The organism is Acidobacteriaceae bacterium (assembly GCA_035944135.1).
Taxonomy (GTDB): Bacteria; Acidobacteriota; Terriglobia; order Terriglobales; family Acidobacteriaceae; genus Granulicella.
On record DASZBM010000010.1, the window covers coordinates 837,785 to 855,104 of the forward strand.

The 17,320-nt window shown below is 60.9% G+C and carries 17 protein-coding genes; 9 read left to right on the plus strand and 8 right to left on the minus strand.

The genetic code is table 11. The annotated features are described in order from the left end of the window. The first annotated feature begins 117 nt into the window (after positions 1 to 117). Positions 118 to 3,333, plus strand: coding sequence for a carboxypeptidase-like regulatory domain-containing protein (locus VGU25_17935; protein HEV2579091.1), 3,216 nt, complete (start codon positions 118 to 120; stop codon positions 3,331 to 3,333). Here VGU25_17935 and VGU25_17940 read toward each other — a convergent pair whose 3' ends face one another. Further along, positions 3,334 to 3,762 (minus strand): DUF3592 domain-containing protein, encoded by a 429-nt coding sequence (locus tag VGU25_17940; GenBank protein HEV2579092.1) that lies wholly within the window; start codon positions 3,760 to 3,762, stop codon positions 3,334 to 3,336. It abuts the gene before it with no gap. Here VGU25_17940 and VGU25_17945 point away from each other — a divergent pair. The 8 genes from VGU25_17945 (at position 3,761) to VGU25_17980 (ending at position 11,201) form a co-directional block, all read left to right on the plus strand. After that, on the plus strand, positions 3,761 to 5,482 hold the full coding sequence (locus VGU25_17945; GenBank protein ID HEV2579093.1) for an acyl-CoA carboxylase subunit beta: 1,722 nt from the start codon (positions 3,761 to 3,763) through the stop codon (positions 5,480 to 5,482). The two genes, VGU25_17940 and VGU25_17945, sit on opposite strands and share 2 nt — an antisense overlap. A gap of 522 nt (positions 5,483 to 6,004) precedes the next feature. Further along, on the plus strand, positions 6,005 to 6,430 hold the full coding sequence (locus tag VGU25_17950; GenBank protein ID HEV2579094.1) for a hypothetical protein: 426 nt from the start codon (positions 6,005 to 6,007) through the stop codon (positions 6,428 to 6,430). A gap of 48 nt (positions 6,431 to 6,478) precedes the next feature. Next, the gene (locus tag VGU25_17955) at positions 6,479 to 7,342 is read left to right on the plus strand and encodes a hydroxymethylglutaryl-CoA lyase (protein HEV2579095.1); all 864 of its coding nucleotides are present in this window, start codon (positions 6,479 to 6,481) and stop codon (positions 7,340 to 7,342) included. A 45-nt stretch (positions 7,343 to 7,387) separates the two neighbouring features. After that, a complete protein-coding gene (locus tag VGU25_17960; protein ID HEV2579096.1) occupies positions 7,388 to 8,167 on the plus strand; it encodes an enoyl-CoA hydratase-related protein in 780 nt (259 codons plus the stop codon). A gap of 63 nt (positions 8,168 to 8,230) precedes the next feature. Continuing rightward, the gene (locus tag VGU25_17965) at positions 8,231 to 9,271 is read left to right on the plus strand and encodes a M23 family metallopeptidase (protein ID HEV2579097.1); all 1,041 of its coding nucleotides are present in this window, start codon (positions 8,231 to 8,233) and stop codon (positions 9,269 to 9,271) included. After that, on the plus strand, positions 9,268 to 9,705 hold the full coding sequence (locus tag VGU25_17970) for a thioesterase family protein (protein HEV2579098.1): 438 nt from the start codon (positions 9,268 to 9,270) through the stop codon (positions 9,703 to 9,705). Before VGU25_17965 ends, VGU25_17970 begins: the two co-directional genes overlap by 4 nt. Before the next feature lie 6 nt (positions 9,706 to 9,711). After that, positions 9,712 to 10,452, plus strand: coding sequence for an SDR family oxidoreductase (locus tag VGU25_17975; GenBank protein HEV2579099.1), 741 nt, complete (start codon positions 9,712 to 9,714; stop codon positions 10,450 to 10,452). Positions 10,453 to 10,517: 65 nt separating this feature from the next. Next, positions 10,518 to 11,201, plus strand: coding sequence for a hypothetical protein (locus tag VGU25_17980; protein HEV2579100.1), 684 nt, complete (start codon positions 10,518 to 10,520; stop codon positions 11,199 to 11,201). 23 nt (positions 11,202 to 11,224) lie between these two features. Here the strand turns inward: VGU25_17980 and VGU25_17985 are convergent, their stop codons facing one another. The 7 genes from VGU25_17985 to VGU25_18015 all read right to left on the minus strand — a co-directional run bounded on the left by VGU25_17985 (position 11,225) and on the right by VGU25_18015 (position 17,318). Continuing rightward, the gene (locus VGU25_17985) at positions 11,225 to 12,010 is read right to left on the minus strand and encodes a glycosyltransferase family 2 protein (protein ID HEV2579101.1); all 786 of its coding nucleotides are present in this window, start codon (positions 12,008 to 12,010) and stop codon (positions 11,225 to 11,227) included. A gap of 82 nt (positions 12,011 to 12,092) precedes the next feature. Beyond that, a complete protein-coding gene (gene cyaY, locus VGU25_17990; protein ID HEV2579102.1) occupies positions 12,093 to 12,431 on the minus strand; it encodes an iron donor protein CyaY in 339 nt (112 codons plus the stop codon). A gap of 81 nt (positions 12,432 to 12,512) precedes the next feature. Further along, entirely contained in the window at positions 12,513 to 13,991 is a 1,479-nt protein-coding gene (locus tag VGU25_17995; protein ID HEV2579103.1) for a hypothetical protein, read from the minus strand. A gap of 50 nt (positions 13,992 to 14,041) precedes the next feature. Further along, the gene (locus tag VGU25_18000; GenBank protein HEV2579104.1) at positions 14,042 to 15,118 is read right to left on the minus strand and encodes a hypothetical protein; all 1,077 of its coding nucleotides are present in this window, start codon (positions 15,116 to 15,118) and stop codon (positions 14,042 to 14,044) included. 27 nt (positions 15,119 to 15,145) lie between these two features. Further along, positions 15,146 to 15,628 carry a single-stranded DNA-binding protein gene (locus tag VGU25_18005; GenBank protein HEV2579105.1) on the minus strand — a complete coding sequence of 161 codons (483 nt, stop codon included), beginning with the start codon at positions 15,626 to 15,628 and terminating at the stop codon, positions 15,146 to 15,148. Positions 15,629 to 15,687: 59 nt separating this feature from the next. Further along, entirely contained in the window at positions 15,688 to 17,019 is a 1,332-nt protein-coding gene (locus VGU25_18010; GenBank protein HEV2579106.1) for a hypothetical protein, read from the minus strand. 74 nt (positions 17,020 to 17,093) lie between these two features. After that, complete coding sequence (locus VGU25_18015; protein ID HEV2579107.1) at positions 17,094 to 17,318, minus strand: hypothetical protein; 225 nt, start codon at positions 17,316 to 17,318, stop codon at positions 17,094 to 17,096. Between the last annotated feature and the right edge of the window lie 2 nt (positions 17,319 to 17,320).

The window sequence follows — 17,320 nt, forward strand, 5'->3', positions numbered from 1 at the left end:
ATATACGATTATCCCTAACGGTTTTTCGATTTGGATGGTCATGCGGCGATACCGTGCTGATCGTCTTCGTGAGCCTCGAAGTACCTATCCCTCCCGCAAGTTGTCATGGTGATGAAAATGTCGCGACTCGGGTTCTGCTTCTCGACGTTGGTGCTGTGCTTGCTGGGTATCTCCGCTTCGGCGGGCGCGGCGCAAGTGTCTGCAAACCTCTCAGGGAGGGTTACCGACCCGAGCGGTGCGGTGGTGCAGTCCGCGGCGGTGACGGCCGTCGAAGATGAGACGGGCACTTCACGGACAACGCTTACCAATCGGGCCGGAGAGTACCAACTGGTTGAGCTTCCGGTAGGGCGCTACGAGCTTCATGTGAAGAAGAACGGTTTCGCCGAGAAGATCCGTACGGGGATTGTGCTGGATGTGGGCCAGGATGCGACGGCGGATGTGAGCCTGCAGATCGGGCAGGTGGACCAGCACGTGACTGTTAGCGATGATGTTTCGGTTGTGAACGGATCGACGCAGGATATTTCGGGCCTGGTGGGGAGAGAGCAGGTTCGGCAGTTGCCGCTTAATGGGCGAAGCTATGACCTTCTGCTGACGCTCAACCCGGGCATTGCTAATTTCACGTCGCAGAAGACAGGGGGGATTGGAGTTTCGAATTCCACGACCGGGAACAACTTTGCTGTGTCGGGGAACCGCCCGCAACAGAACATTTTTTTGCTGAACGGTGTGGAGTTTACGGGAGCGGCGGAGAACAATATGCAGCCGGGTGGGCCGAGCCAGCAGATGCTCGGAGTGGAATCGGTGCGCGAGTTCAATGTGCTGCGCGATGATTACGGGGCGGAGTATGGGAAGCGGCCGGGTGCGCAGGTGATCATTGTGACGCAGTCGGGCACGAATCGAGTGCACGGTTCGGCTTATGAGTATTTGCGTAACAACGTTCTGGATGCTCCGAACTACTTTGACCAGGGATCGGCGCCGCCGTTCCGGCGCAATCAGTTTGGGGTGTCTCTCGGCGGGCCGCTGAAGAAGGGTCGCGCTTTTCTGTTCGGAAACTATGAGGGTTATCGGCAGAGCCTGCACCAGACGTCGGTTGCGTTTGTGCCGGACCTGGCGTCGCGTGCGGCTGCCGTGGCGAGCGTGCAACCGCTGCTGAACCTGTGGCTGACGCCTTCGGCGGGTGCGCCGGACTTCAATGGCATCGCCGAGGTGTTCAGCAGCCCGGTGCAAACGATTCGCGAAGATTTTGGAACCGCGCGATTCGATCAGAGCTTCTCGACGAAGGATATGTTGTCTGCCGTTTACACGGTCGATGACGGAGCGGACAATACGGCGACGACCGCGAATCCGTACAGCACGGACATTCTCACGCTGCGTGAGCAGGTTGCGAGTGTCGACGAGACGCATGCGTTCTCGGCGGATTTGCTGAATGTGGCTCGCTTCGGGTACTCGCGTGCAGCGTACTTCTTTACTGGCGAGCCAACGCCGGGCACGCCGGCTGCCAGTGTTCCGGGATTCATTGCTGGACGTCCGGTCGGAGCCGTTGTGGTGGGAGGGAGTGCGGCGTCGAATCCGCAGGCGCAGGTTGGGCTGGCAGGAAGCAACAACGGAAGCAATCTGCCCATCGTGCGGAATCTGTACACGTATGAAGACCGAGTGACGTGGTCGCACGGGCATCATCAGTGGAGTTTCGGAGCGTGGTTTCAGAATTTTCAATCGAACGAGACGCTCAACCTGAGCCAGTTTGGGCAGGCGACGTTTACGAGTCTGCAGACGTTTCTGACGGGGACGACGAGCAGTTTTCTCTACAGCCCATCGCCGACGGAGATGAACTGGAGATCGCTGTTCGGGGCGGTGCATGCGCAGGATGTGATCCAAGTGAGTCCGAAGCTGACGCTGAGGCTGGGATTCCGCGGTGAGTTTTCGACGGGATGGAACGAAGCACACGGGCGCGCCGCGAACTATACGTTCACGGGGTACACGATCTCGAGCGAGCCGCATATTGGCGATCATGCGTTCACGGTGAACAACGCGAAATTCCTTGCACAGCCGCGCGTTGGACTGGCGTGGAGCCTGCGGCCGCAGAAGACGGTGATCCGCGCGGGGTTCGGAATTTATAACGAGCTGCTGGATGACCTGGGCTACCGGATGGACCAGAACGCGCCGTTCAATCCGACGTACAGCATCGCGTCGCTTCCCGTATCGAAGTTCCCGATCGATCCGGCGTCGCCTGCAGCTTCAAATGCTTTGCTTGTGCCGGGTGGAGTGCAGCCGGATGCGAAGATGCCGACGTTGATTTCTGACTCGCTGCGGGTTGAGCAGGCGCTGACGCGGAACACATCGCTGACAGTGGGTTACGTGGGTTCCCACGGATATCACCAGCTAATCGGTGTGGATGGCAATGAGCCAGTGCCGACGATCTGCCCGGCGTCTCCGTGCCCGAGCGCGTATCCGTCGAGCTTTCCGGCGCCTTTGGCGGGGGCGGCTGTACCGGCGGGCAGTTTTTACATTGCTGCGGGAACGCCGAAACCAACTCCGACGCTGGCGAACACGTGGACATGGTTTGCGTCGGGCACGGCGAGCTACAACTCGTTGCAGATTGATTTGAATCATCGGTTCAGCCATGACCTGGCGCTGCGTGGCGTTTATACGTGGTCCAAGGCGCTCGACGACGGAGACTCACTGAATTCAACCGCGGCGGGAAACGCGCCGGGGCTGGTTTCGAATCCTTATAACCTGCGCGCGGATTGGGGACCGGCGACCTTCGACGTTAGAGATATCGGCGTCGTGAGTGCTGTTTATGCGCTGCCGTTCGGTAACGGGAAGGCGTTTGGCAGCGGTCTGCATGGTTTCGCGAATGGTGCAGTTAGTGGATGGTCAGTCGACAGCATTGTGACCCTGCAGTCGGGGTTTCCGCTGACACCGCAGTTGAGCTATAACCCGTCGAATAACGGGGACACGCGGAATCCAGTGAGGCCGTTCGTGAATCCGGATTTTCATGGGTCGCCGGTTATTGGTAAAGCGACGCAGTGGTTCAACCCAGCGGCTTATCTGGCGCCGCCGCCGAATAGCGGGTTCTATGGAAACTTGAGCAGAGATTCACTGCCGGGTCCGGGACTGGCGACGTGGGATTTTGCCGGGCAAAAAGACGTGGCCATGACTGAACGATTGACTCTGCAGTTCCGGGGAGAGATCTTCAACCTGTTGAACCGGGCGAATTTCAATACGCCGAATCTGATTGCGTTCACGCCGACGGGAGTTTCGGGGACGGCGGGCGCCATTACCAGCACGTCTACGACTTCGCGGCAGGTTCAGTTTGCATTGAAGCTGCTCTGGTAGCTAGTAGCCGATGCGGGAGTGGCGGACCCAGAAGTAGGCGATGAAGGCGAGTACAGCGGCGATGGCGAGGATGTAGTAGACCCAGCGCTCGCCGCGGCGGTCGCACATGGTGTTGGTTTCGGGGTCGTGGGGATCGTAGCTGATGCAGAACGTGGAGCCGACCTCCCAGGGGCGCGAGCATTCGAATTCGCCGGTGTAGTGGCGGCCCGAGACCTCGTACCGGAAGGTGATGGAGTACTCCTGACCGACGTGCCCGCCGGCGGCGGCGATATTGCAGTGGTGCTGGGTCGAGGACTCGACGGTGGCTTCGGTCTGGGGCCAGGTTGCCGTTTTGGTGAGTGTGGCCATGATGCATCTCCCGCGCGGGACAGTATGACATTGGCATGCTATCCTTCGCGAGTTTTCTAGTGTTTGTGGAGCGGGGTGCATGGCTGGAGGCGTTAAGGCAGGGAACCGGCTGGAGTCGCGGCTGGATACGAAGTCGGCGAAGTTTGAGAGGAATCGGGAGGCGACGCTTCGGCTGCTCGAGGAGGTTCGGGCTGAGGAGGCGCGGATTCGCGAGGGTGGCGGGGCGAAGGCGGTTGACGCTCAGCATAAGAAGGGGCGGCTGACGGCGCGGGAAAGATTGGGGTTATTGCTGGATCAGGGCTCGGAATGGACTGAGCTGGGGCTGTGGGCGGCGTATGGGATGTACGGCGAGTGGGGTGGGGCTCCAGGCGCAGGGGCAGTGGCCGGGCTGGGGCGAGTAGGCGGCAAATTGTGCCTGATTATCGCGAATGACGCGACGGTGAAGGCGGGTGCGTTCTTCCCGATGACGGCGAAGAAGGTGATTCGGGCGCAGACGATTGCGCTGGAGAACCGAATTCCGACGCTGTACCTGGTGGATTCGTCTGGCGTGTTTCTGCCGTTGCAGGAGGATGTGTTTCCGGACCAGGACGACTTCGGACGGGTGTTTCGCAATAACGCTGTGATGAGCTCGCTGGGCGTGCCGCAGATTACCGCCATCATGGGAATGTGCGTAGCGGGAGGAGCGTACCTGCCGGTGATGACGGACACGGTGCTGATGACGGAGGGCTCGGGGCTGTTTCTGGCGGGGCCGGCGCTGGTGCAGGCGGCGATCGGGCAAAAGACCCCGGCGGAGGAGTTGGGCGGTGCAGCGATGCATGCGGAGGTGTCGGGGACGGTTGATTTCAAGGAGAAGGATGATGAGAGCTGTATCGAGAGGTTGAGGAGTCTGGTGGGGAAGATTGGCTCGAAGGCGGCGGGTGAGGTGTTTTCGAGGGTCGAGTTTGATACGGAGCGGGACAAGCCGCTGTATGGACAGGAGGATTTGTATGGGTTGATGGATCCGACTGTTGGTGCGAGCAATGCGTATGACGTTCGCGATGTGATTGCGCGGCTGGTGGACCGCAGCGAGTTCGATGAGTACAAGGCGGAGTTTGGGCGCACGGTGGTGTGCGGGTATGCGCGGATTGGCGGGCGCGCGGTGGGGATTGTCGCGAATCAGAAGATGCATCAGCAGATGACGGTCGCGATGGGGCCGCAGCAGGGAGAGAAGCGCACGGAGTTTGGCGGCGTGATCTACACCGAGAGTGCGCAGAAGGCGGCGCGATTCATTATGGACTGCAATCAGCAGCTGGTGCCGCTGGTGTTTCTGCATGATGTGAACGGGTTCATGGTCGGCAAGGATGCGGAGTGGTCGGGGATCATTCGCGCGGGCGCGAAGATGGTGACTGCGGTGTCGACGAGTGTGGTGCCGAAGATCACGGTGATCATCGGCGGCAGCTTTGGTGCGGGCCACTATGCGATGTGTGGGAAGGCGTATGACCCGCGGTTTGTGTTTGCGTGGCCGACGGCGCGATATGCGGTGATGAGTGGGGCTTCGGCGGCGAATACGCTGGTGGAAGTGCGCGTGAAGCAGATGGAGCGCGGCGGGAAGCATCTGTCTGATGACGAGAAGAAGGCGATCTACGAGGAGATCAAGGCGACGTATGATGCGCAGGCCGATCCGCGGTATGGAGCGGCCCGGTTGTGGGTGGATGCGATCATCGATCCTGCGAAGACGCGCGAGGTGCTGATGACGGCCCTGGAGGCGTGTGCGCTGAATCCGGAGGTGAAGAGGTTTAATCCGGGGGTGATCCAGACGTGATCTCCCGAAGAACAATCATCTGGTTTGGATTATTGCTTCTCACGACGCTCGCCCTAGTTGGCGTGCAATGGGCATGGGCTCGACCGTGTCGAGAATGGAAGGCTGCGCATCCCGATGTCCGTGCTGCATACGACGATACAGCTGGTTGGCGCGAGCCCGACGGCACTTTTGTAGCAGCAATCAATCCATGCACAACTTGGCTTTGGCAGAGCCAGCCATTACCGATAAAGCTTGGCGCTCTTGGGTGGTTGGTTTCGCTGATAGGTTTTTTGCGGAGCTTTATCCTTGACATCATCCGCTACTGGCGCGGCAGACGTCACACCACTGGTCTTGGTGACTTCATAGAGCAACAACCTCGGAAGCTGTAGGTCAGATGTTGTCGCGGATGCGTTGGAGTATTGTGAGTGGCGTTGTAATGTTGTGCGTGAGTGTGTGGGCTTTCGGGCGCAGTAGAAAGAGACCAATGGATTAAGAGATCAAGCTGGTGACCCAGACGTGAATTTAGCTCGATTAATCACGATAGTGGCGCTGGGCATTTTCCTGGTTGTGGGCTCGGTTCCGTATGCGACGATTACGGCACCCGACTGGACACTGAATGTGGTTGATCCTTCCGGAGCTCCGATCAGGGGTGCGCTGGTTCGCGAGATTTATCGGAATTATTCGGCGGATTCGGAGGATCACATCGTTGACGAGGAATCCGATAATTATGGCCGAGCGCATTTCGCCAGCCTGACGACGAGCGCTTCGTGGATCCGGCGGATTATCGGAACGCTCTCTTCCGACACTCCTTTTGTTTCAACAGGTCCTAAGGCGTATGTGGTGGTGTTTCTCGGCAGGGAATCGAATATGGCGATTCTTCAGGGCGGCAACCCTATCTGGGAGGGCTCGCCGGAAAGCGTCAAGTCAACGGTGGTGCTGGTTCCGTTAGACTCCAGTGGCGGCCAGTAAACGGGGCCGAACTTTCACGAGCCTGAATTCGGGAGCGAGGAGCTTTCATTGGTAAAGATTGTCGAGTGTCCGCGGGATGCGTGGCAGGGTCTCCCGAAGATGATTCCTGCGGAGGTTAAGGCAGAGTATCTGCGGACGCTGATCGCGGCGGGATTTCGGGAGATCGACGCGGTGAGTTTCGTAAGCGAGAAGGCCGTGCCGCAGATGGCGGATTCGGAGGCCGTTCTGGAGCTGGTGGACCCGCCGGAGGATGTGGAGATCATCGGGATCGTGGTGAATGCGAAGGGGGCGGAGCGCGCGGTGAAGACGCGGCGCGTGACGACGCTGGGCTTTCCGTATTCGATCTCTCCGGCGTTTCTGGAGCGCAATCAGCGGCAGTCGCCGGAGGACGCGCTGGATCAGTTGGAGCAGATTGGCGAAATTGCGTACAAGGCGGGGCTGGATGTGGTGGCCTACCTGTCGATGGCGTTCGGGAATCCATACGGCGATAGTTGGGATATCGATGAGGTGGTCAGCGCGGTGGATCTGCTGGTCGACGCGGGAGTGGCGGAGGTATCGCTGGCGGATACGGCAGGTGTAGCGAGCGCAGAGTTGATTCGGGATGTGATGCGGCTGGTGCTGGATGTGCATGACGGGCTGGAGGTGGGCGTGCACATGCACACCAGGCCGGATGAGGCGGCAGAAAAAGTGAGCGCGGCGTTTGAGGCAGGCTGCCGGCGCTTTGACGGCGCGATTGCCGGGCTGGGCGGATGCCCGTTCGCGCAGGATGCGCTGGTCGGGAACCTGGCGACGGAGGTGCTGCTGGCTACCTTGCGCGATATAGGAGCCGATTTGCCGGAACTGGAGCCGCTGGATGTGCTGGTGCAGCGGAGCGTAGAGATTGGGAAGCGGTATGGGCAGGCGGTGCAGTAAGGCAGTGAATATTGAGTAGTGAATAGTGAATAAGGCAAAGGCCATATGAGTTTGGTGAGGGTGGAAGATGAGGATGGGGTTCGGACGATTACGCTGAATCGTCCCGAGAAGCGGAATGCGTTGACGCCGGAGCTGCAGGAAGAGCTGATTGCGTCGATTGAGGCGGCGGAGGATGCGGGCGCACGTGTCGTCGTGCTCGCGGGCGAGGGTGAGGCGTTCTGCGCGGGACTGGATCTGGGTGTCCTGCGGGAGATGGCCGGGAGGAGCGCGGAAGAGCACCGAGCTGAAGCTGTGCGCGTCACTCGGATGTTTCGAGCGGTCTGGGAGTGCGATCTGCCAACCATTGCAGTGGTGCAGGGGCCGGCGATCGCCGGTGGAACCGGACTGGCGACGATGTGCGACTTCACGCTGGCGGGGCCGGAGGCGCGCTTCGGCTACACGGAGGTGCGGATTGGTTTTGTGCCGGCGCTGGTGAGCGCATACCTGTCACTGCAGGTGGGGGCGAAGGTCATGCGGGAGCTGCTGCTGAGCGCGCGGATATTCGATGCGCAGGAGGCCTATCGGCTGGGGCTGGTGACGGAGGTTGTGCCGCGAGAGAGGCTACGGGCAAGGGCGGCGGAACTGGCGATGGAACTGATGCGGAACTCGCCGGAGAGCATGCGGGCGACGAAGCGGCTGTTGCGGAGGCAACAGCGCGACTGGATGGGCACGGCGCTGGAACTGGCGATGGAAGCGAACGCGGAAGGCAGGCAAACGGCGGATTTTCGCGAGGGCGTGGCGTCGTTCCTCGAGAAGCGGAAGCCGGTGTGGACGATCAGCCGATAGCAGGGGAATCGAGTGTGGGGCGTGCCTTCGTCTGAGGTGGCGAGGCGCTGGTAAGCTGCTCGAATGAAGCTCGTGTGTGCGGCGGTGATGGTTGCGATGGTGGGATGTGCGGGCGCCCAGCAGATGCCGGCCGGCTCGGAGATGCATGGTGGAGGAGCGGCGTTTCTGACGCTCACGCCCGAGCGAGCAATTGAGGTTGGAGAAGAGGACATGCAGCGCTTCTACGAGGGCGATGACGTCGCGCTGTGGACGCAGATGTCCGCGGCGATGCAGTCCGCGGTGAAGGACCAAAGTGTGCTCAAGGCGTTCACGGAGCACATGGCGAAATACTTCGGCAAGGAAACGAAGGTGATCCACCAGAGTGCGGTCCCGCTGCCGCCGGCGGCGATGCAATATCGCCGGATTGTGATGTATAAGGACGCGGATTACCCGATGGTGGTCAGCTTCACGTTCAGCGGCAGCGGAACGATTGAGGAGTTTCACATCAAGGAGGAGCCAAAGGCGGCGGACACGAAGTATCTGAAGTACCGCGACAAGACAAAGGTGGAGTTCCCGCTGAAGGGCGAGTGGATGATCTACGAGGGCGGGCCGATGGTATCGGAGAACGAGCATGCGACGACCACAAACGAGCGCTTTGCGTACGAGATGGTGATGCTGAACGGTGGCCAGCTGTTCTCGCACGATGGAATGACGAATGAAGAGTGGTTTGCGTACGGGCAGCCGGTGCTTGCGGATGCGAATGGAACCGTGATCGCGGTCGTGGATGATTGCGCGGACAGCTTGCCGTACCATCCGAACGCGGAGATGAAGCACGGCAACGTCGTGGTCATCGGCCATGGTGATGGCGAGTTCAGCGTGTACTCGCATTTGAAGCATGAAAGCGTGACCGTGAAGCAGGGAGACCAGGTGAAACTGGACGAGAAGATTGCGGAGGTGGGCAACAGCGGCGATTCGCAATTTGCGCGGCTGGAGTACAACCTGCAAACGAGTGCGGATCTGAATAATACTGAAGGGCTGCCGGCTGCCTTCGCACACCTGAAGGTGATCGGCAAACACCGGAAGAACGCTGAGCTTGTGCGCGGCGATGTGGTGGACAGTCGATGACGGCAGAGACACGGGTGCGCGTGCGATACGCAGAGACCGACCAGATGGGCGTGGTTTATTACGCGAATTATCTGGTGTGGTTCGAGGTGGGAAGGGTGGAGTTCATTCGGCAGATGGGCCTGGATTATCGCTCCATGGAAAAGGAAGAGAATGCAATGATCGCCGTGGTGGAGGCGACGGCGCGGTACAAGGCACCCGCCCGGTATGACGATGAGCTGATTGTGCGGACGACGCTGGCGGGTGTGCGTGGATCGATTGTGCGCTTCAGGTATGCTGTGGTGCGCGCGGCCGACGAGCAGTTGCTGTGCGAGGGAGAGACGGTTCACCTGGTGGTTGGGCCCGATATGAAGAAGCGCGATATGCCGGAGCGGTATGCGAAGGAATTTCAGGGGCTGCTGGATAGATCGGCCATAAATAAGGAGAGCAAGGAGTAAGGCACGATGGACGACATGGGTGTGGTGCTGATCAGCGGAGCGAACAAGGGGCTGGGGTTCGAGACGGCGCGGCAGCTCGGCAAGATGGGCTACAAGATTCTGCTGTGCGCGCGCGACGTAGAGAAAGGAAAGGCAGCGGCGGAAAAGCTGCGCGGCGAGGGCCTGGATGTCATCGCGGTGAAGCTCGACGTGAACTCACAGGCTGACATCGATGGCGTGGCGCGGCTGATCGATGAGGAGTTCGGCGGCGTGCTGGATGTGCTGGTGAACAACGCCGGCCAGATGGTGGAGAAGAGCTGGACGAACAACATCACAAGTGAGATGAAGGTCGAGGACATCCGCTCGACCTACGAGACGAATGTGCTGGCGCCGTTCGCGTTGACGAAGGCGCTGCTGCCGGCGCTGAAGCGATCGAAGGCGGGGCGCATTGTGAATGTGTCGAGCATTCTGGGATCAGTGACCCTGCAGGGGACAAAGGGGTCACCGATCTATACGACGAAGTTGTTCGCCTATAACTCGTCCAAGGCGGCGCTGAACATGCTGACGATTCATCTGGCGCACGAGCTGCGCGGGACGAAGATCAAGGTGAATTCGGCGCACCCTGGATGGGCGAAGACGGATATGGGAGGGAGCGCGGCTACGCTGAGCGTTGAGGATGGGGCGAAGACGATCGTAGAGTTAGCGACGCTGCCGGAAGATGGGCCGACCGGAGGGTACTTCCATGGGTCGGAGATGATTCCGTGGTGAGGGATCAAAGTTAGGGAGTTAGGAGTCAGGGAGTTAGGTAAGGAAGGTCCATTGGTGATTTGATTATGAAGAGCAACCGGTCGAGTTTGCTCCAAACCGTTTTTGGCACATGGCTGGCGACTCTACTCTGTCTTCTTATTGCTCATTATGTGGCTCCCCATGACGCGTGGGCCGCTATGTTTTCTCGTCCGGTATTTCTACTGATCGTTCCCATTGTCGTGGGGTGCATCCCGATCCTTGCTGCGAAATCGATGCCGGGAAAGAACGGACATTACAAGGAAGGAGACCTTGATACAGAGCAGAGGCGAAGAAAAATAGATGGTAAAACCGTCTGGAAGATGGCGGTCGTATGGCTGGTCTCGTTGCTGGTTTTTGCCTTCCCACACTATGGGACCCCGATGGCGGCGCTCGATTTCATCTGGCATAATCCACTGTTCCTGATTATTGTTCCGCTCTTGCTCGCATGCATTCCGCTGCCAGCCGTTTCATCCAAACTACGCAGATCAGGAATCAGTTATCGACAGATAAGCGACGACAGCCCGTATCTTTTCTGGAAAGGGATCATCTCGAGCGTCATCCTTGCAGTGATTCTGGTTCTGTGCCTGATCGGTGTCAACAGCATGAAGGGTGCTGTCGGCAAACTCTCCGTCAACATCGCGATATTGGTGTTGCTGGTTGGAGACCTCGCGGGCATGTGGAGCATGGTGAAGAGGCTCAGAAGGCGGAGAGACAACTCTCTTGGCGAATAGATATAGGCACCTATTCAGCGAAACTACTTGCTCTTTCTCGAGCGCTCCCAGGCTTTCGCGTACTTCCAGCTTGTGTAGATGGCGTGATAGAGGTGCAGCAGCAGGCCCTCGCGGCCGTCGAGGAAACCCAGCCGGAAGATGTAGTTCCAGATGAAGGTGAGCTGCGGGATGAGCCAGACGTTGAAGGCGAAGCTGAGGGAGGAGCGGCTGGTTCGTTTTTTTGCAATCAGCAGCTCCGCGCCCAATGAGCTGTAACGGTCCATGTGCTCGATGTACGTCGAGAGCGTGGGATAGGCGTGGTGAATGAGGTCGTAGTCGAGCGTGGCGGAGATGCCGTTGAAGACGATGGTCTCGTGAACGGGACGTTCTTCAAACTGCGGCGTCTGCACGAAGTTGGCGGCGGAGCGGCGAAACAGGCGCAGCTTGGGATCGGGATAAAAGCCGCCGTGCTTAATCCAACGGCCGAGGAAGAGATTGCGGCGCTTCAGGAAGTAAGCGTCGACCGTTGGTTTGGACATCAGCAACGATTGCATCTGGAACTGAAGGTCCGTCGAGAGCTCCTCGTCCGCGTCGAGCGAGAGGATCCAGTCGCCGGTGCACTGTGAGAGAGCGAAGTTTTTCTGTGCTGCGAAGCCGGTCCAGAGGTGGTCTACAACCCGTGCGCCGTGGTTGCGGGCGATTTCGGCGGTGCGGTCGGTCGAGCCGGAATCGACGACAATAATCTCGTCGGCCCACGAGACACTCTCGAGGGTGCGAGCGAGGTTTGCCTCCTCGTTGAGGGTAATGATCGCAACAGAGAGCAGCGGCATCTTTGGGGTGCTCGTGAAGCGATAGTACGTCGGTGCTGTATCTGTAAGCACGGCCGCACTATTAGATTCGCGAAGCAAGGGATTAGTCCAGCTTGAGGGAGGGTTCGTCGAGCTGCTCACGGAGGAGTCGCTCGGTGAGGGAGCGGAGGTCTTCGCCGGTACGCGGGAGGGTGAAGACATGGGCGGCGTCGTTCCATTCAAGCTTGAAGGAGGTGGACTGGGCAGAGATCCAGACCTGCCGAACGGGGGTGTTCGGGGTGAAGACGAATTTGGCAGAGTTGTCATCGAAGAGCACGTTGAGGACGCCGTTCTTTTCCTCGGTCTCAAAGCCTCCAATACCTTCTTCGGCACGGATGAGCGATTGCTTTAGGGCTTCGAGGGCGGAGTCGGACTCGCGGCGGAAGGTGGTCTCGTCAAGCATGGCTGTGAGTTAAGTGTAGCGGAGGGGCGAGTGGTTAGTGGTTAGTCGTTAGTGAAAGGCGAGGACGATTCTTACTGAGCACTAACTACTTGCGCTGGGGTGGATGTAGTAGACGAGGCCGAGATAGTCGTCGGTCAGCAGGAAGGTGTCGGGGCCGACGCGCAGAATGCCGCAGGGGCGGCCATGAACTGCGGGCTTGCCGGCAACGGTGGTGAGAAATCCTGAGATGAAGGTTCGTGGCGTGTGGTCTCCGGGAGTGAAACGGGCCACGCGGTAGCCAGTTCCGATGCGTGGATGGCCGGCGCCGTGGAGCGCAACCAGGAAATTCGAGTGGAGCAATGGGTTGTCTGCGCCGAACCAGGCCAAACCGAGGGGCGAGCTGTGCGCCGCGAAGGTGGTGTAGGCGGCGGCGACGCGTTCGCAGGAGGAGAGTGGCTGGGGCGCGGTGCCGAGGTTGGCGTTCGGGTCGGCGCCGCGGTTTTGGGCGGCGAGGTTGGTGCCGGCGGTCGCGATACCGGCGGATTGCGCACCATAGATTGAGTCTGCGCTGTTGTTGCTGGCGCCGAGCCTGGGTTGAGTTGTGTCGATGCCGTGTGAGGGGATCCCGGCGTTGGCCGGGCGTTCGGATTCAGTGGTGAGGTCGCCGGGCGGGGGCATGGCGGGCAGGGGTGTGGTGTCGTGAACGGGCTTACCGTTGGCGAAGTAGCAGGTTGGCCAGCCGTAGTTCGGTGGCCGCGTGGTTGCGATCGACCCGGGGCGACCGTTGGAGTCGAGCTCGAAAAATGTGTCTTCGGGCAGGTTGTCGCCGAGGTGGTCGTCGCCCATGTTGGTGGCGAAGAGCGCGCCGTGGTCCAGGTCAGGGATGAAGCGGAGGTCGACGGCGTTGCGCAGGCCTTGCGCAACGAGATGCTGATCGCTTCCATCGGGATTCATGCTAACGACTGCCGCGCGCAGGACTTCGCGCTCCTGGCAGTAATTGCAAGAGGAACCCGCGGAGACGTAGACGCGCGTATGGCCGTGGAGGTCCGCGATCGCGACTGTGCGGGTCAAGTGCCAGCCGCCGTACTTGTAGTTGAGGCCGTAGTCGGGGAAGCGGATGAGGGTCTCGGGTGCGGAGGTTGGATGTAGGTCGCCGGCGTTGTATTTGTAGCGGACGAGTTTGTCGGTGAGTGGGAGATACAGCCAGCTCTGGTGGGTTGCGGGGTCGGTCCAGAAGGCAAGGTTGTTCGGATTGCGCAGATGGTCGAGATAGTGGATGACGCGCGTGCATCGATGGGTCTGCGGGTTCCAGCCGTCGAGGATGAAGACGGTGCCGCGCGTGTTGTCGGCGAGGTTGTACATGCCGGTGGCGAAGATGCGGCCGTCGGGCGCTTGAGCCATGAAGCGCACGCGCCGCAATCCGCTGGCAGCGACTTCGATGTCGAGATCCGCTGGCAGGGAAAGGGTGATCGACTTGCCGGGGGCGTAGGAAATGGTGTGCGGCTGGAGCTTCTGCGCGTGCGTTGCTGCAGAGCAAATCAGGGCTGCCGCGAGGCAGCGAGCGACGTCTTTCAAAGGCATACGAAGGATTGGACGCTGCCGGGCGCGATGTCTGTCCGGCGAGCTGTGGATTACGGCTGGGCTGCGGAGCGTCTGAACTGGCGGTCAGGGGACACTCCGCCGGGTGCCGGCGATGGGGTCGGTTTTTCGGGCTTGGCCGCTGCAGGTTGCCCAGGCTTGGGGACTGGGACGGGCGGAGTTGCGGGCTTCACGCTTTCGAAGCAGGGCGCGGAGTTTGCGGTGGGCTCGTAATGCGAGGTCTCATCGCTGAACTCGAACGGCTGGCACTCGTAGTTGCGGGTGTGGGAAAAGTCGAAGAGGCGCATGCGCGAGACCGGATCGATCGCGTCATGCACGCCCACGCGGCCGGTTGCGGTGACGAGAACCGCGGCGGCGCCGCCCAGCGCCGGCTCGCCCTGCAGCCAGCGCTCGGTGAGGTCGCAGTCTCCGTGCGGTGTTTTCGCCTGCAGGTGCGCGGTTTCACAGACCCGTTCCGCCGAAGCAAAGCTGATGGTGATCGCCGCGTGTCCGTTGAAGACGCTCAGGTGAGCCTCGTGCTCAGTGAGGTCACCGTCAGGCGTAACGGTGACACCTCGGAAGATTGCGGTGTAGTGCTCCGGACCGAGAAGCGAGCGCACGGTGCGCAGAAACGTCCCGAGGTTGGTGGTCGGGTCGGCAAAGTTGGTCGCGTAGGTGACTGTGCCGACGCGGCGCCACTCGCTGCCGGAGGGAACGAGGATCGCGCTGACGAGATGAAGGTCGAGCTCGACGGTAACGATCGCATCCAGCTCGCCGGAACTGCCGAGCGCAACGTAGTTGATCTGGATGGAGTGTGGCACGGGAGCGTGCTCGCGCGAGATGTAAGAGCTCGGCGCACCGATGGCGGACAAGGCTGCTGCGCGGATGCGGTCGTCGTCAGCCTGAAGCTGGGCAACCAGTGATTCCGGTGCGGGCTCGAGAGCGTTCGCCTGGGTGAAGACCAGCGGACCGAGGCCGGAGCTGACCGGAACGATCGGCGCAGGAGCAGGCAGAGCCGCCTGCGGAGGCGGCGGCGCGGTGGGCGGAGAGGTAATCCCGCTGTGGCGCTGCGCATGTGCGGAGATGGCCGCGAGAGCGAGCGCAAGTAAGGGAAAAAACGGACGGCGCATGGTCAGGAAACGGAGTACATAGTCCGTTTAGAAGGGGATGTCCTCATCGGTGATGCCCTGATCGGCGTAGTCGTTTGCGGGTGCGCTGGGGGCAGGGCGGCTGTAGGCGTTGGTGGCGTAGCCGCCCGAGGAACGTTCGCTGCGGTCACCGCCGCCCGATGAAGCGCCTTCACCGCGGCCGCCGAGGAGCTGCAGGTCATTGACGAGAATTTCGGTGCGGTACTTCTTCTGACCGGACTCCTTGTCGTCCCAGGAGCGGGTGGAGATCTTTCCTTCGATGTAGAGCTGAGAGCCCTTCTTGACGTAGTCGCGCACGATCTCGGCGGTCCGCTGGAAGGCGACGAGGTTGTGCCACTCGGTCTTGTCGGTCCAGTTGCCTTGCTGATCCTTGGCGCGCTCCGCGGTCGCGAGCGAGAAGCTGGCGACGGTCATGCCGCCCTGGGTGGTACGAATTTCGGGGTCCTTGCCTACGTTGCCGAGGAGGATAACTTTGTTGACGCCACGTGCCATGGTTGCTCCGTTTCCGAAGTTGAGGATAGCAGAATGAGGGAGGAAAAAAGCGCGGGCGATCAGCGCGCACGGCCCGGAACGGAGGGCTTTTTCGTGGAAGCCGTGATCCTCCGGTTGGCTGTCTGGAGCGGCCAGTGGGCGCCTACACAGGCGATCGCCGTATCGACGGTGTTGCCCGGCTGAATGGCACTGGGGTCAATGGATTGCGCGACCCGGACTGTGCCGGTGGCGTCGGTGAGCAGAAGGAACGGAACGGCATCGACGGCCAGCCGGTCGAGGACCGAGGGGGTGAGAACGATGGTTGGCGTGCCGTTGAGCAGCAGGCTGGAGTCCGCGGGATCAAAGCCCTCGGCGAGCGGCGCTTTGGCCGGCGGGACGGTCTCGGCCAGCACGCCATAGAGATAAGCCTCGTGGCCCGCGACGGTGAAGACGGTCTCGGGGAAGCGCTGGCCCATGCGAACGCACTGGGCGCACCAGTCGGGAAAGACCAGGAGTGCGGTGATTGCATTCCGGGCCGGGAGCTGCGGCAGCGGCTCGTTGCTGCGCAGGTAGCTGAGAGGCCGGAGCGCGGGCAGCGGGTGTCCGAGTAGAGCGTAACGACGCCGCGCCGTCGCGATCATGAGAGAGTCGTCGGATGGCAGCGCTGGGGGGAGTGCCGCGTCCAGAGAGGCGATCGTTTCCACAGCCGCCTGGAGCCTTCCTGCAAGCTGATCCAGGGCGGCCAGGGCCAGGCCGTCGTTATAGAGCGTATGGATGCACTGCGCCGAGGCTGCAGAAGAGGCTTCGGAGGGTGCAGGAGCGGAGGGGGATGCTGCCGCTTTTAAGCGAGTGAGGATGAGCGGCTGGCGGAGTGCCGCGAGCGAGAGCGCGTCGGCCGTGTGGGCGAACTGCATGTAGGCGAGCGCTTCGTCGATGGTCTCGGCGGCGAGTTCGTCGTAGGGAACGATGGCAAGCATGGTGCGAGCGCCGGACAACGCGGCGGGCTCATTCTTCAAGTGCAGGTTGGCGTCGATCTGGGCTGCGTACGCGTCGGCCAGAAGTGGCTTTGCGGGGCTGTCGGATTGGATATAGCGGGTTGTGGCCTCGACGACAGCGTTCCATGTCTGTCCGAGTGCGCAGAGTTTGGCGAGATCAATAAGTGCGTCACCGTCAAGGTCGGCCGGGTGGCGAGCTGCACAGGCGTCCGCAGCGCGTGCGATGGTGACCTTGAGTGCCGCGATTTCGGCGTCCGACCAGTTGGAGACCTGAGCCCGCGTGGTGGTCAGCGGCTGCATGGCCTGGTCGTAAGCGGCCTTAGGAGAGAGTTGCGGCTGGGGTGAGGGAGGGTTCGGGCTCTGAGCGTTGAGTGAGAGACAACTTGGTGCGATGAGAGCAATGAGCAGAAATTTCAACGCGGATTTCACTGCGCGGGACCCTCGAGGCCGACAGGATAGCAGCCTCGCGTTGGCGATTGCAGCGGTCTTGATTAGCTAGCCCGGTTGCCGAGGAGCTTGGCGACGCCGAGCAGCAGCGTGATGAAGCCGAGCGGAAGGCAGCCCATCACGACTACCAGCGCGATCCAGCCGAGGTTCGTGTGGGGACCTTGGTGCGTCACGCCTCCGAAGACGGTCAGCATCAGCGCAGCGGCAATGACTCCGGCGACGACGAGGATCGAACCGATTTTGAGTATCTTGCGAGTATCCGATTGCATGG

Coding starts and splice junctions, on each gene's coding strand:
- VGU25_17970 (HEV2579098.1), top strand. CDS start 9,268: ATGACGGCAGAGACACGGGTGCGCGTGCGATACGCAGAGACCGACCAG.
- cyaY (HEV2579102.1), bottom strand. CDS start 12,431: ATGCTTGACGAGACCACCTTCCGCCGCGAGTCCGACTCCGCCCTCGAA.
- VGU25_17985 (HEV2579101.1), bottom strand. CDS start 12,010: ATGCCGCTGCTCTCTGTTGCGATCATTACCCTCAACGAGGAGGCAAAC.
- VGU25_17945 (HEV2579093.1), top strand. CDS start 3,761: ATGGCTGGAGGCGTTAAGGCAGGGAACCGGCTGGAGTCGCGGCTGGAT.
- VGU25_18005 (HEV2579105.1), bottom strand. CDS start 15,628: ATGGCACGTGGCGTCAACAAAGTTATCCTCCTCGGCAACGTAGGCAAG.
- VGU25_18000 (HEV2579104.1), bottom strand. CDS start 15,118: ATGCGCCGTCCGTTTTTTCCCTTACTTGCGCTCGCTCTCGCGGCCATC.
- VGU25_17995 (HEV2579103.1), bottom strand. CDS start 13,991: ATGCCTTTGAAAGACGTCGCTCGCTGCCTCGCGGCAGCCCTGATTTGC.
- VGU25_17940 (HEV2579092.1), bottom strand. CDS start 3,762: ATGCACCCCGCTCCACAAACACTAGAAAACTCGCGAAGGATAGCATGC.
- VGU25_17980 (HEV2579100.1), top strand. CDS start 10,518: ATGAAGAGCAACCGGTCGAGTTTGCTCCAAACCGTTTTTGGCACATGG.
- VGU25_17935 (HEV2579091.1), top strand. CDS start 118: ATGTCGCGACTCGGGTTCTGCTTCTCGACGTTGGTGCTGTGCTTGCTG.
- VGU25_17960 (HEV2579096.1), top strand. CDS start 7,388: ATGAGTTTGGTGAGGGTGGAAGATGAGGATGGGGTTCGGACGATTACG.
- VGU25_17975 (HEV2579099.1), top strand. CDS start 9,712: ATGGACGACATGGGTGTGGTGCTGATCAGCGGAGCGAACAAGGGGCTG.
- VGU25_18015 (HEV2579107.1), bottom strand. CDS start 17,318: ATGCAATCGGATACTCGCAAGATACTCAAAATCGGTTCGATCCTCGTC.
- VGU25_17965 (HEV2579097.1), top strand. CDS start 8,231: ATGAAGCTCGTGTGTGCGGCGGTGATGGTTGCGATGGTGGGATGTGCG.